The organism is Leucobacter chromiiresistens (assembly GCF_001477055.1).
Lineage (GTDB): Bacteria > Actinomycetota > Actinomycetes > Actinomycetales > Microbacteriaceae > Leucobacter > Leucobacter chromiiresistens_A.
Map to the genome: position 1 here is coordinate 1 of NZ_LDRK01000025.1, position 13,101 is coordinate 13,101.

12 protein-coding genes and 1 tRNA gene are annotated in these 13,101 nt (G+C 70.7%); all 13 read right to left on the reverse strand.

Annotated features, from left to right (window positions below; genetic code table 11):
• Positions 1 to 178: 178 nt before the first annotated feature.
• Positions 179 to 523 carry a TraR/DksA family transcriptional regulator gene (locus tag NS354_RS05375; protein ID WP_058593565.1) on the reverse strand — a complete coding sequence of 115 codons (345 nt, stop codon included), beginning with the start codon at positions 521 to 523 and terminating at the stop codon, positions 179 to 181.
• Between the two features lie 28 nt (positions 524 to 551).
• Positions 552 to 899 carry a metal-sensitive transcriptional regulator gene (locus NS354_RS05380; RefSeq protein WP_058593566.1) on the reverse strand — a complete coding sequence of 116 codons (348 nt, stop codon included), beginning with the start codon at positions 897 to 899 and terminating at the stop codon, positions 552 to 554.
• Complete coding sequence (locus NS354_RS05385) at positions 896 to 3,154, reverse strand: heavy metal translocating P-type ATPase (protein ID WP_345994176.1); 2,259 nt, start codon at positions 3,152 to 3,154, stop codon at positions 896 to 898. The genes NS354_RS05380 and NS354_RS05385 overlap by 4 nt, the downstream gene beginning before the upstream one ends.
• 86 nt (positions 3,155 to 3,240) lie before the next feature.
• Positions 3,241 to 3,888, reverse strand: coding sequence for a YdhK family protein (locus tag NS354_RS05390; RefSeq protein ID WP_058593567.1), 648 nt, complete (start codon positions 3,886 to 3,888; stop codon positions 3,241 to 3,243).
• A complete protein-coding gene (locus tag NS354_RS05395; protein ID WP_058593568.1) occupies positions 3,888 to 4,097 on the reverse strand; it encodes a heavy-metal-associated domain-containing protein in 210 nt (69 codons plus the stop codon). Before NS354_RS05395 ends, NS354_RS05390 begins: the two co-directional genes overlap by 1 nt.
• A 261-nt stretch (positions 4,098 to 4,358) precedes the next feature.
• Positions 4,359 to 4,435, reverse strand: a tRNA-Pro gene (locus NS354_RS05400).
• Positions 4,436 to 4,626: 191 nt separating this feature from the next.
• Positions 4,627 to 5,262, reverse strand: a complete 636-nt coding sequence (locus NS354_RS05405; RefSeq protein WP_058593569.1) for a CG0192-related protein — start codon at positions 5,260 to 5,262, stop codon at positions 4,627 to 4,629.
• A gap of 9 nt (positions 5,263 to 5,271) precedes the next feature.
• Positions 5,272 to 5,403, reverse strand: coding sequence for a hypothetical protein (locus NS354_RS13875; RefSeq protein WP_275934813.1), 132 nt, complete (start codon positions 5,401 to 5,403; stop codon positions 5,272 to 5,274).
• Positions 5,404 to 5,458: 55 nt separating this feature from the next.
• Positions 5,459 to 7,363: a translational GTPase TypA gene (gene typA, locus NS354_RS05410; protein WP_058593570.1), complete on the reverse strand. Its 1,905-nt coding sequence runs from the start codon at positions 7,361 to 7,363 to the stop codon at positions 5,459 to 5,461.
• 196 nt (positions 7,364 to 7,559) lie between these two features.
• Positions 7,560 to 9,287 carry a dipeptide ABC transporter ATP-binding protein gene (locus NS354_RS05415; RefSeq protein ID WP_058593571.1) on the reverse strand — a complete coding sequence of 576 codons (1,728 nt, stop codon included), beginning with the start codon at positions 9,285 to 9,287 and terminating at the stop codon, positions 7,560 to 7,562.
• Positions 9,284 to 10,270 (reverse strand): ABC transporter permease, encoded by a 987-nt coding sequence (locus tag NS354_RS05420; RefSeq protein WP_193750710.1) that lies wholly within the window; start codon positions 10,268 to 10,270, stop codon positions 9,284 to 9,286. The genes NS354_RS05415 and NS354_RS05420 overlap by 4 nt, the downstream gene beginning before the upstream one ends.
• A 2-nt stretch (positions 10,271 to 10,272) precedes the next feature.
• On the reverse strand, positions 10,273 to 11,340 hold the full coding sequence (locus NS354_RS05425) for an ABC transporter permease (protein ID WP_058593572.1): 1,068 nt from the start codon (positions 11,338 to 11,340) through the stop codon (positions 10,273 to 10,275).
• A gap of 73 nt (positions 11,341 to 11,413) precedes the next feature.
• Positions 11,414 to 13,015, reverse strand: a complete 1,602-nt coding sequence (locus tag NS354_RS05430; protein ID WP_058593599.1) for an ABC transporter substrate-binding protein — start codon at positions 13,013 to 13,015, stop codon at positions 11,414 to 11,416.
• Positions 13,016 to 13,101: the final 86 nt, after the last annotated feature.

Genomic DNA, 13,101 nt, shown 5'->3' on the forward strand with positions numbered 1-13,101 from the left:
GGTGGGGTCGGATATTTGTATAAGAGACAGGGGCTGCAGCGGTCGGCGGAACCCGCTCGGCGTCGGCGCGCGCGGTGGTGGCCGCGATCGGCGATGCGTCGGCGCGGGAGCGGCGGGAGCGGCGGGAGCGGCGGGAGCGGGATCGCATGAACGCGCTCCCCGGCGCCCGATCGCGCCGCTACGGCGTGCAGGCCACGCAGCGCTCCCGGAAGGGCCGCACGTCGAGCTGCCCGGCGGGGATCGGCTGCCCGCACGCGACGCACACCCCGTAGGCGCCCGCGTCGAGGCGGCGCACCGCTTCGGCGGCCTGACGCGCATCGTCGCGCGCCGACTCCAGCAGCCCGGCGAGCAGCGACCACCGCGCCGAGAGCGGCTCCCCGTCGGGGTCGTGCTCGTCGTCGTCCACCGAGCTGCGGCGCGCGCTCGTGAGGGCCGCGATGTCGCGCTCCAGCTTCGTCACGCGCGCCGCGATCCGCTCCTGCTCCGCGAGCAGCAGCCCGCGCCGGTCGTCTTCGTGCTCCATCGGCCCTCCCTGCCTCGGTGCCCCTCGCCTACGAGCGTACGAGCCGCGCGATCGCCTCGGAAGCCTCAGCCAACTTGCGCTCGGCCGTCTCACCGCCGGTGTGCACGGCATCGACCACGCAGTGCCGCAGGTGATCGTCGAGGAGCCCGAGCGCCACATGCTCCAGGGCCTTGGTGACCGCGGAGATCTGGGTGAGGATGTCGATGCAGTACCGCTCGTCCTCGACCATGCGATCGATGCCCCGTACCTGCCCCTCGAGGCGGCGCAGACGGTTGCGGTACTTCGTCTTGTCGCTGATGTAGCCGTGCCGGTGCTCGGCGGTCTCCGGTTCGGTCATCGGTTCGGCCGTCGATTCGGTCGCTCCCGGCGCGGTCATCGGGTCACGCTCCGGAACCCGCGCAGCCGCAGGCTGTTGCCTACGACGAACACCGATGAGAACGCCATCGCCGCCCCCGCGAGCATCGGGTTGAGCATGCCCAGCGCGGCGATCGGAATCGCGGCGACGTTGTACGCGAACGCCCAGAACAGGTTCGTCTTGATCGTCGCGAGGGTGCGGCGGGAGAGCCGGATCGCGTCCACCGCCGCACGCAGGTCGCCGCCCACGAGGGTGATGTCGGCGGCCTCGATCGCGGCATCGGTTCCGGAGCCCATCGCGAGCCCCAGGTCGGCCTGCGCGAGCGCCGGGGCGTCGTTGACGCCGTCGCCGACCATCGCCACGACTCTGCCCGCGCGCTGCAGACGGGCGACGACCGCCACCTTCTCCTGCGGCAGCACCTCGGCGATCACCTCGTCGATGCCGACCTCCGCGCCGATCCGACGCGCGACGGCCGCATTGTCTCCCGTGAGCAGCACCGGCGTCAGGCCGAGGCGCCGCAGCTCGGCGACGGCGCGCGCGCTGGTGGGCTTCACGGCGTCGGCGACCACGAGCACGCCCCGCGCCCGGCCGTCCCATCCGACCGCCACGACGGTCTTCCCCTCGCCCTCGGCGCGCGCCTTCGCGGCGGCGACCTCCGGCGACAGCTGCTGCGACCAGTCGGCGAGGAGGGATTCGCGACCCACCACCACCGCGGTGCCGTCCACGACGCCCTGCACGCCCGCGCCCGCAGCGTTCTCGAAGTGCTCCGGATCGGGCAGCGGCCCCACCTCCGCCGCCGCGCCCGCCGCGATGGCCCGGGCGATGGGGTGCTCGGAGGCGTGCTCGAGCGCCCCCGCGAAGCGCAGCAGCTCGGCGCGGTCGACGCCGGGCTCGACGACGACGTCGACCAGTGTCATCCGGCCGGTCGTGACGGTGCCGGTCTTGTCGAGCACGACGGTGTCGACCGTCCGGGTCGATTCCAGCACCTCGGGCCCTTTGATGAGCACCCCCATCTGCGCGCCCCGACCGGTGCCGACGAGGAGCGCGGTCGGCGTGGCGAGTCCGAGCGCGCAGGGGCAGGCGATCACGAGCACGGCCACTGCCGCCGTGAAGGCGGCGGCGACCGGGAACCCGGCGCCCAGCCACGCGCCGAGCACGGCGACGGCGATCCCGATCACGATGGGCACGAAGACGCCCGAGATGCGGTCGGCCAGGCGCTGCACCTCCGCCTTCCCCGACTGCGCGTCCTCGACGAGCTGCGCCATCTGCGCGAGCTGCGTGTCGGAGCCGACGCGGGAGGCCCGCACGACGAGCCGCCCGCCGGCGTTCACGGTCGCGCCGGTCACCGTGTCGCCCTCGGCGACCTCGACGGGGGCCGATTCTCCGGTGAGCATCGACGCGTCCACCGCCGACGTGCCCGAGACCACGACGCCATCGGTCGCGATCTTCTCGCCGGGGCGCACGACGAACTCGTCACCGGCCGCGAGCTCCGTCGTCGGAATCTGCACCTCGCGCCCGTCGCGCAGCACGGAGACCTCCTTCGCGCCGAGCTCGAGCAGCGCGCGCAGGGCGGCTCCCGCCTGCCGCTTGGAGCGCTTCTCGAAGTAGCGGCCGGCGAGGATGAACATCGTCACCCCGGCCCCGACCTCGAGATAGATGTTCGCCGCTCCGTCCGACGGCGCGATGGTGAACTCGAAGGCGTGCGTCATGCCGGGCTCCCCAGCCGTGCCGAGGAAGAGCGCGTAGAGCGACCACAGGAACGCGGCGCCCGTGCCCATCGAGATGAGCGTGTCCATGGTGGCGGTGCCGTGCTTGAGGTTCGTCCATGCGGCGCGGTGGAAGGGCCACGCGGCCCAGACGATCACCGGCGCTGCGAGGGCGAGGGAGGCCCACTGCCAGAACGGGAACTGCAGGGCCGGGATCATCGACATCGCGATCACGGGAACCGTGAGCACGACCGATCCGACGAGTCGCTGGCGCAGCGACGTGAGCTCGGGATCGGCGTCGCCGCTCGGGTTGTCCGCAGCCGCGTCGCGCTCCCGCCGCGGCAGGGCGGCGGTGTATCCCGTCTTCTCGACCTCGCTGATCAGCAGCGCCGGGTCGTAGCCCTCCGGCACCGTGACCCGTGCCTTCTCGGTCGCGTAGTTCACCGTCGCCGTGACGCCGTCGAGCTTGTTCAGCTTGCGCTCGATCCGGTTCGCGCACGACGCGCAGGTCATGCCGCCGATCTCCAGTTCGACGCCGGTGCCCGGCGCAGGTGTCGCGTGCGTGCTCACTGCCCGCCCCTCTCTCGTTCTCCGTGCGTGCCGCAGCCGTCTCGTGCCGCGGCTGCGCTCGTTCCTGCGGTCCTCCGCGTCGCGGGTCAGCCTGCCGGCCGCATCTCGCTCTCGACGACCCATTTGTGGTTCGTCATCGTCATCCCATCGGTGGTGAGGTCGACCGTGTACACGGTCTCCCGCGTCGCGCTGACGACGGTCGCGGTCGCGCCCCGCATGCCGGGCATGTGCTCGGCAAGCAGCACCGCCTCGGCTCCGGGCGCCAACGGCGCCGGTCCCGGGTCGTCGAGCTCTTCGTGCACCACCCAGCGGTGGTCGATCACCGGATCGCCTCCCGTGGTCAGGGGGTACGTGACCGAGTAGGTCGTCGTCTCGAAGGCGCCCGAGACCGTGGCCTCGGCGCCGTCCATGCCGGGCATGTGGTCGGCGGTCAGGCGCACCGCGGCGCCCACGACGTATCGGGGGTCGGCTGCGGGCCGGATCCCCTCGGGCGGCGCCCCGCCGTCGGCCGGGTGGTCGTGCGCCCCGGCGCCATCCGCACCGTGCGCGTTCTGTTCGTCGCCGTTCATGGCATCTCCTTCGGTTCCATCGTCCTCGTGCCCGTCGTGCCGGCTCTCGGCCCGCCACGGCTCCACTGCGCTGTCGGGCACGATGACGCCGGCCAGCCCGTAGGCTCCGCCGAAGGCCACCAGCAGACCCGCTGCGGAGAGGGCGAGGCGTGCGGGCGCGCGCATCAGACCCGCGCCGCCCGGTATCCGGCTTCCTCGACCGCCGCGACGATCGCGGCGTCGTCGATCTCGCGATCGCCCGACACGACGAGCCGCCCGGTCTGCGCGCTCACCTGCACGCCCGTGACGCCCGCGACCTCGCCGACCTCCTCGCGCACCGACATCTCGCAGTGCTCGCAGGTCATTCCGGTCACTCGGTACTCGTTCTCGGCCATCGTCTCCCCTTCCGCTTCGATACCGCTGCGGGGTATCGCTTACGGAGGTAACGGTATACCCCCCAGAGGTATTCCGCAATGGCGGAACGGAGCTGGCCGGCGCACCTGCGGCCGCCAGCCCAGCGCGACCGCGCTGCGCGGCGCCGGCGAGCATGAGGGCGGTGCTCAGCGCGGGCGCCGCGGCGCACTCCGCGAGGACCCGGAACGCAAGCGCCGGAAGACCGAAAAAGCCGCGGAAACGTAACAGTTTCCGCGGCTTATTGGTCGGGATGACAGGATTTGAACCTGCGACCCCGTCGTCCCGAACGACGTGCGCTACCAAGCTGCGCCACATCCCGATTGCGTTTTTCACGCAAGGAATACTCTAGCGGTTTCTCGGCGAAACGCGAAAACGGGCCGCGCCGCGCCGCGCGTCTCGGCGAGCGGGGTCGTTTTCCGTGCGTGTCGGAGGCGCGACACCCATCCGAAGTGACCCCGCTCGCCCGCAGCACCGGGCCGCACGCCGCGCCGAGCGCCGGCCGCGACGGCGTCAGCTGCGGAGCGACGCCAGCAGCGCGTCGACGGCGCCGGTCCACTCCCCCCGCAGCGTGAGCGTGCCCGCGGGATCGTCGCCGGCCTCGACCGCCACGACGCGATGCACGGCGAGCAGCGCGAACTCCGTCTCCGCGATCGATGCGGCCCCCTCCGACGTCAGATGCACGGCGGCGAGCTCCGGCACCGGGCCGTCCCCGGATCCGCTCCCGCGCACCTGCACGGATGGCTCGCGCTCGGCCGTCCGTCCCTCCGCGTCCTGCGTGTACTCGCGGCTGCCGCGCCCGCCGTGCACGATCGCGTCCGCGAGCACGGCGCGGTAGACGGGATCGGCGATCGCGTCGTACGCCCAGCGAGTGCCGAGCACGCCGTGCTGCATGGTGCCGACGACGAACTCGTCGGCGTCGTCGAGCTCGGCGCCGCGGTACGAGAGCGGCACGTGGTAGACCGTCGCGTCGCCGGCGGTGAACAGGTGCCCTTCGAGGCCGACCTCGCCCTCGGGGTCGTCGAAGCGGTAGGCGCCGATGGGCTCGAGCTGCTCGGGGTCGCCCGAGAACCACGACTGCGCCGGCAGCCACGCGGCGAGCAGTTCGTACTTCGACGGACTCAGGGTGGTGCGGTGAATGATGGCCATGGTCCGATCCTACGACCGGACGCCGGGATCGTCGACGACGCCGGGATCGTCGACGACTCCGCGATCGTCGACGGATCCGCGATCGTCGACGGATCCGCGATCGTCGATCGATCCGGGGGTTCCATCGGGCGCGGGATGCACGAGGGCCCCGGTCCGCGCAGGGGCGCGAGCCGGGGCCCTCGAATCGGGAACCGCGTTACTTCTGGTTCTTCAGGCGCGATGCCGAGCGCGCGCGCGCCGACGCTGCGAGCTCGACCTTGCGGATGCGCACGTTCTCGGGCGTGACCTCCACGCACTCGTCCTCGCGCGCGAACTCGAGGCACTCCTCGAGGGTGAGCTTGCGGGGCGGGGTCATCGACTCGAAGCTGTCGGCCGCGGCCGAGCGCATGTTCGTGAGCTTCTTCTCCTTGGTGATGTTCACGTCCATGTCCTCGGAGCGCGAGTTCTCACCGATGACCATGCCCTCGTAGACCTCTTCGGTGGGCTGCACGAAGAAGCTCATGCGCTCCTGCAGGTTGATGATGGCGAACGGCGTGACCACGCCGGCGCGGTCCGAGACGATCGAGCCGTTGTTGCGGGTCGTGATCGGGCCCGCCCATTCGTCATAGCCGTGCGAGATCGCGTTCGCGATGCCGGTGCCGCGGGTGATGGTCATGAACTCCGAGCGGAACCCGATGAGGCCGCGCGAGGGCACGATGAACTCCATGCGCACCCAGCCGGTGCCGTTGTTCACCATGTTCTCCATGCGGCCCTTGCGCGCCGCCAGCAGCTGCGTGATCGCACCGAGGTGCTCCTCGGGCGTATCGATGGTGAGGTGCTCGTACGGCTCGTGCTTCTTGCCGTCGACCTCCTTGGTGACCACCTGCGGCTTGCCGACGGTGAGCTCGAAGCCCTCGCGGCGCATGTTCTCGACGAGGATCGCGAGCGCCAGCTCGCCGCGGCCCTGCACCTCCCAGGCGTCGGGGCGGCCCACGTCGAGCACCCGCAGCGACACGTTGCCGATGAGCTCGCGGTCGAGGCGATCCTTGATCATGCGGGCGGTCAGCTTGTGGCCCTTCACCTTGCCGACGAGCGGCGACGTGTTGGCGCCGATGGTCATCGAGATGGCGGGCTCGTCGACGGTGATGGTCGGCAGGGGGCGCACGTCCTCCGCGTCGGCGATGGTCTCGCCGATCGTGATGTTCTCGATGCCCGCGATCGCGACGATGTCGCCGGGGCCCGCCTTCTCGGCGGGGTACCGGGTGAGCGCCTTCGTGAGCATGAGCTCGGTGACGCGCACGTTCTGCACGGAGCCGTCGTGCTTCACCCAGGCGACGGTCTCGCCCTTCTTGATCCAGCCGTGGTGCACGCGCAGCAGCGCGATGCGGCCGAGGAACGGCGACGAGTCGAGGTTCGTGACGTGCGCCTGCAGCGGGAACGTGTCGTCGAACTGCGGTGCGGGCACGCGCTCCAGGATGGTCTGGAAGAGCGGCTCGAGGTCGGGGTTGTTGGGCAGGTCGCCGTCGGCGGGGCGCTCGTGCGATGCGGCGCCGGCGCGACCCGAGAGGTACACCGTGGGCACGTCGAGCACGGCGTCGACGTCGATGTCGGGGTGATCCTCGGAGAGGTCGGATGCGAGGCCGAGCAGGAGATCCTGCGCCTCGCCCTCGACCTCTTCGATGCGCGCATCGGGGCGGTCCGTCTTGTTGACGGCGAGGATCACGGGGAGCTTCGACTCCAGCGCCTTGCGCAGCACGAACCGGGTCTGCGGCAGCGGGCCCTCGGAGGCGTCGACGAGCAGCACGACGCCGTCGACCATCGAGAGCGCGCGCTCCACCTCGCCGCCGAAGTCGGCGTGGCCGGGGGTATCGACGACGTTGATGACGATGGGGCCGCCTGAGGCGTGGGCGCCCTCGTACGTGATGGCCGTGTTCTTGGCCAGAATGGTGATGCCCTTCTCGCGCTCGAGGTCGTTCGAGTCCATGACCCGATCGTCGACCTCGGCGTGCGCGTCGAAGGAGTTGGTCTGACGCAGCATGGCGTCGACGAGGGTGGTCTTGCCGTGGTCGACGTGTGCGACGATGGCGACGTTGCGGAGGTCTTCGCGTGTGGCGAGAGCCATAAGTAGGTGAGTCCTAACGAGACGAGGGAGCGTCGGCACGGCGGGTTGCCGGCCACGGAGCGGGATCGCCCCGCGGTGACGCCGAAAGACGCCGACGCACTATTCTAGCGGGTCTCCGCGTGAACGCCCCGCGAACACTTCGGAGGGCCGGGCCGGGCGAGGTCTCCCACAACGCCCCGCCCGGCCCGGCCCGCCGCTACGCGCCCGCGATGCCCGCCCGCGCGGCCTCTCGGCGGCGGCGCTGCTCGGCGGGGTCGGGAACGGGGATCGCCGCGAGCAGCTGCTGCGTGTACCGGTCCCTCGGGCTCCCGAGCACCTGCGCCGTCGTGCTCTGCTCCATGATGCGCCCCTGCTGCAGCACGATGATGCGGTCGGAGACGGCGTCGATGACGGCGAGATCGTGGCTGATGAACAGCGACGCGAACCCGAGCTCGGCCTGCAGCTGCACGAACAGTTCGAGCACGGTCGCCTGCACGGAGACGTCGAGGGCGCTCGTCGGCTCATCGGCGATGAGCAGCTTCGGGTCGAGTGCGAGCGCCCGCGCGAGCGACGCCCGCTGCCGCTGCCCGCCCGAGAGCTCGTGCGGGAAGCGGTCGCCGAACGCGGCGGGCAGGCGCACGGCGTCGAGCAGCTCGTCGACGCGGGCGCGCGCGGCCGTGGGGCCGGCTGCGCGACCGTGCACGATCAGCGGCTCGGCGATGCATTCGGCGATCGAGAGCAGCGGGTTGAAGCTCGTCGCCGGATCCTGGAACACGAAGCCGATGTCGGGCCGGAGCGGCGCGAGCGCCCGCTGGCGCACGTCGCGCATCTCCTGGCCGAGCACGCGGAGCGATCCGTCCACCACCTTCGTCAGGCCGACGACGGCGCGCCCGATCGTGGTCTTGCCCGATCCGGATTCGCCGACGAGCCCGACGACCTCGCCGGGTGCGACGGAGAAGTCCACCCCGTCGACGGCGATGACGGCGCCGCGACCGAACCGGGAGGGGTAGCCGATCCGCGCGTTCTCGGCGACGATGAGGTGCCCGGCGGTGTCTCGGCCGGTGTCTCGGCCGGCGTCGCGGGCCGCACCCTCGACGTCCCCGGAACCGCCCTCCGCCTCCCGCGCCTGCGTCCGCGATTTGCCGTGGCCGACGTGCGGCACCGCGGCGAGCAGATCGCGGGTGTACGGCTCCTTCGGGGCGCCGAAGAGCTCGGCGACGGGGGCCTCCTCGATGATCTCGCCGCGGTACATCACGATGACGCGGTCGGCGAGGTCGGCCACGACGCCCATGTTGTGGGTGATGAGCACGATCGTCGCCCCGAACTCGTCGCGGCAGATGCGCAGCAGTTCGAGGATCTCGGCCTGCACGGTGACGTCGAGGGCCGTGGTCGGCTCGTCGGCGACGATGAGGCCGGCGTCGAGCACCAGTGCCATCGCGATCACGATGCGCTGCTTCTGCCCGCCCGAGAACTGGTGCGGGTACTGGTCGACGCGCTGCTCGGGGTCGGGGATGCCGACCCGCCGGAGGATGTCGACGGCCCGAGCTCGCGCCTCCTTCGCGCTGATGCGGCCGTGCGCGCGGAGGCCCTCGGCGATCTGCCAGCCGACGGTGTAGACGGGGTTCAGCGCCGTCGACGGCTCCTGGAACACCATCGCCGCGGCGCTGCCGCGCATGCTCCGCATCTCCGCGTGGGAGGCGTGCACCACGTCGGTCTCGTCTCCGGCCCGCGTGCGCACGATCACGGTGCCCGACATGGTCGCGGTCTCGGGCAGCAGGCCGAGCAGGGCGTTCGCGGTGACGGTCTTGCCCGATCCCGATTCTCCGACGATCGCCAGCACCTCGCCCGCGTGCGCTGCGAGACTGATGCCCTTCACGGCGTCGACGGGGGCTTCGTCGGTCGCGAACTGCACCCGCAGGTCGGCGACTTCCGCGATGCGGTTCATGAGGTTCCCTTCGCCCGGCGGCGCTGGCGCAGCCGCGGGTCCGACAGATCGTTGAGGCTCTCGCCGACGAGGGTGATGCCGAGCACCACGAGCACGATGGCGACGCCGGGGAACACGCTCGTCCACCAGATGCCGCTCGTGACGTCGGCGACGGAGCGGTTCAGGTCGTAGCCCCATTCGGCCGCGGAGGTCGCCTCGATGCCGAAGCCGAGGAAGCCGAGACCCGCGAGCGTCAGCAGGGCCTCCGAGGCGTTGAGCGTGACGACCACCGGCAGCGATCGCACCGAGTTGCGCAGCACGTGGCGCACGAGGATGCGGCCGGTGGGCACGCCGATCACGCGGGCGGCCTCGACGAACGGCTCGGAGCGCACGCGCACGACTTCGGCGCGGATCACCCGGAAGTACTGCGGCACGAACACGACGGTGATGGAGAGCGCCGTCGCGAGGATGCCGCCGAAGAGCGTGGACTGCCCGCGGCTGATCACGATGGACATCACGATGGCGAGCAGCAGCGACGGGAACGCGTAGATCGCGTCGCAGAGCACGACGAGGATGCGGTCGAGCCATCCGCCGAAGTATCCCGAGACGAGGCCGAGCGCGATGCCCAGGAAGATCGAGCAGAGGATCGCGGCGGCGATCACGAAGAGCGCCGTCTGGGCGCCCCAGATGACCCGCGACAGCACGTCGAACCCCGAGACGGTGGTGCCGAGCAGGTTCGTCGCGTTCGGCGGCTGCTGCGTGCCGAACGCCGTGCCGTCGACCGACTGCTGCGCCCACCCGTAGGGGGCGATCAGCGGCGCGAGCAGGGCGAGCAGCACGAACAGGGCGGTCAGCGCGAGCCCGGCGACGAGCATGCCGCGCTGCAGCCCGACGCTCTGCCGCAGCTGCCGGAGCACCGGCATGCGGTCGCGGAGTCGTCGCCCGCGGGGCACGGCGACGGCGAGGGTCGCCGTCGAGGGCGTGGGGAGATCGGGCACGGTCACGATCAGTACCTCACCCTCGGGTCGACGGCGGCCGCGACGAGGTCGACCACGAAGTTGGTGACGGCGACGATCACCGCGATCATCACGACGATGCCCTGCACCGCGACGAAGTCGCGGGCCTTCAGGTATTCGGCGAGCATGAAGCCGAGTCCCTTCCATTCGAATGTCGTCTCCGTCAGCACCGCGCCCGCGAGCAGGAGCGCGACCTGCATGCCCATGACCGTGATGATGGGGATCAGCGCGGGGCGGAAGGCGTGCTTCGTGAGGAGCCGGTACTCGCTCACCCCTCGGGAGCGGCCGCTCGTGACGAACTGCTGCCCGAAGGTGCCGATGACGTTGGTGCGGATGAGGCGGAGGAAGACGCCCGCGGTGAGCAGGCCGAGGGCGACCGACGGGAGCACGGCGTGCCAGAGCACGTCGCCGACGAGTTGGGTGTCGCCGAGCCGGATCGCATCGAGCAGGTAGATGCCGGTCGGCGAGTCGACGCCGCCCATCACGAGCTCGGTGCGGGTGCCCGCGCGCCCGGCGACGGGGAGCCAGCCGAGCCAGACCGAGAAGACGAGCTTGAGCAGCAGGCCGACGAAGAAGATCGGAGTCGCGTAGGCGAGGATCGCCATGATGCGCAGCACCGCGTCCTGCCAGCGGTCGCGGCGGTACGCGGCGATGAGGCCGAGCGGAATGCTGATGATGAACGCGACGATCAGCGCGTAGCAGACGAGTTCGAGGGTGGCGGAGCCGTACTGGAACAGGATCTCGAGTACCGGGCGATTGTCGGTGATCGAGGTGCCGAAGTCGCCGCGGAAGACGCCGCCGAGGTAGTCGAAGTACTGCACGATCAGGGGCCGGTCGAAGCCGGCCTCGTGCACGCGCTCCGCGAGCTGGTCGGGAGGGAGGCGCCCGCCGAGGGCGGCGGTGATCGGGTCGCCGGTGAGGCGCATGAGGAAGAAGACGACGGTGACGAGGATGAACACGGTCGGGATGATGAGCAGGAGCCGGATCAGGACGTAGCGTCCGAATCCGCCCCCGGTCGGGGCGCGGCGCGCCGCGACGACAGGTGCGGGAGCAGTCATGTGTGAGCCTGTTCGCGTCGGTCCGCGACGGCGGGCGCCGGCCCGGGGGCCGGGCCCGCCGTCGCGGCGTGCGCTACTGGGTGATCGGCGCGTACCGGAACTTGAACGACGCGTCGAGGGTGGTGCCCTCGATGTCGGTGCCCGTGTAGGCGACCTGCTTGCCCTGCAGCAGCGGCAGCGTCGACAGGTCGGTCGCGACGAGCTCCTGGATCTTCGCGATCTCGTCCATGCGCTCGCCCTCGTCGGTCTGCGTCTGCTGCTCGACGATGAGGTCGTTCACCTCGGGGTTGTCGTAGTGGTTGCCGAGGAAGTTCTCGGTGAGGAAGAACGGCGACAGGTAGTTGTCGGCGTCCGAGTAATCGGGGAACCAGCCGAGCTGGTACGCCGGGTAGACGTCGGCGGTGCGGTCCTTGGAGTACTGCACCCACTCCGTCTGCTGCAGGTCGACCTCGAAGAGGCCGTCCTGCTCCAGCTGGGACTTCACCATGGCGTACTCGTCGCCCGAGGAGGGGCCGTAGTGGTCTCCGTTGTACTGGAGGCTCAGCTGCACGGGGGTCTCGACGCCGGCGGCTTCGAGCCGCTCCTTCGCCTTCGCCGCGTCGGGTGCGCCGGCGCCGTCGCCGTACATCTCCTTCAGCGGCTCGGTCGCGCCCGGCAGTCCGTCCGGCACGAACGAGTAGAGCGGGCTGTAGGTATCCTTGTAGACCTCTTTCGCGATCGCCTCGCGGTCCACCAGGTCGGCTGCGGCCTGGCGCACGGCCTGAGCCTTCGCGGGGTCCGCATCGTCGGCGGTCGCCCCGTAGGGCTGCGTGTTGAAGTTGAACACGATGTAGCGGGTCTCGCCGCCCGGCCCCTCGACGAGCTTCACGTCGTCGTTCTTCGCGAGCTCGTCGTTGTCGGTGGCCGACAGCGAGCGGAAGGCGACGTCGATCGCGCCGCCCGCGATGTCGAGCTTCAGGTTCGATGCGTCCGCGTAGTACTTGACGTTGACGCCGCTGTTCGCCGGCTTCCCGAGGTTGCCCTGGTAGCCGTCGAAGGGAGCGTAGGCGATGAGCTCGTTGAGCTGGTAGGAGGTGATCTCGTACTGACCGGCGAAGGGCTTGCCCGCCACGATCTCGTCGTCGGCGGTGAGCGCGTCGGCCGCGAACACGTCCTCGTCGATGATGGGGGCGGCGGGGCTCGAGAGGATCAGCGGCCAGACCTGGTCGTCGCCGTTCTTGAGCGTGAACACCACGGTGGTGTCGTCGGGCGTCTCGACGCTCTCGAGGTTGCCGAGCAGCGATGCGGGGCCGTTGGGGTCGTTGATGGCGACCTGCCGGTCGAAGGAGAACTTCACGTCGCTCGACGTGAGGTCGTTGCCGTTGGCGAACTTCAGGCCGCTCTTGAGCTTCACGGTGTACTCGGTCGGCGAGGTGAATTCGGCCGACTCCGCGATGTCGGGCGTGACCTCCGCGGTGCCGTACTCGCTGTTGAGCAGGAACGGGTAGACCTGGTTCATGACCGCGAACGACCCGTTGTCGTAGGAGCCGGCCGGGTCGAGCGAGGTGACCTTGTCGGTGGTGCCGATCATGATCGCGTCACCGCCCCCGTCGCCGCCGTCGCCCGATCCGGAGGTGCTGCTGGTGGCGCATCCGGTGAACAGCAGTGCGGCGCCCATCAGGGCGGCCGCAGACATCATCGTCTTCTTCAATTTCTTTCCCTCTCACTTCCCGGGATCGCGCATCACGACGGTGTCGATGCGCCCGGGGGTTGCACACTCGC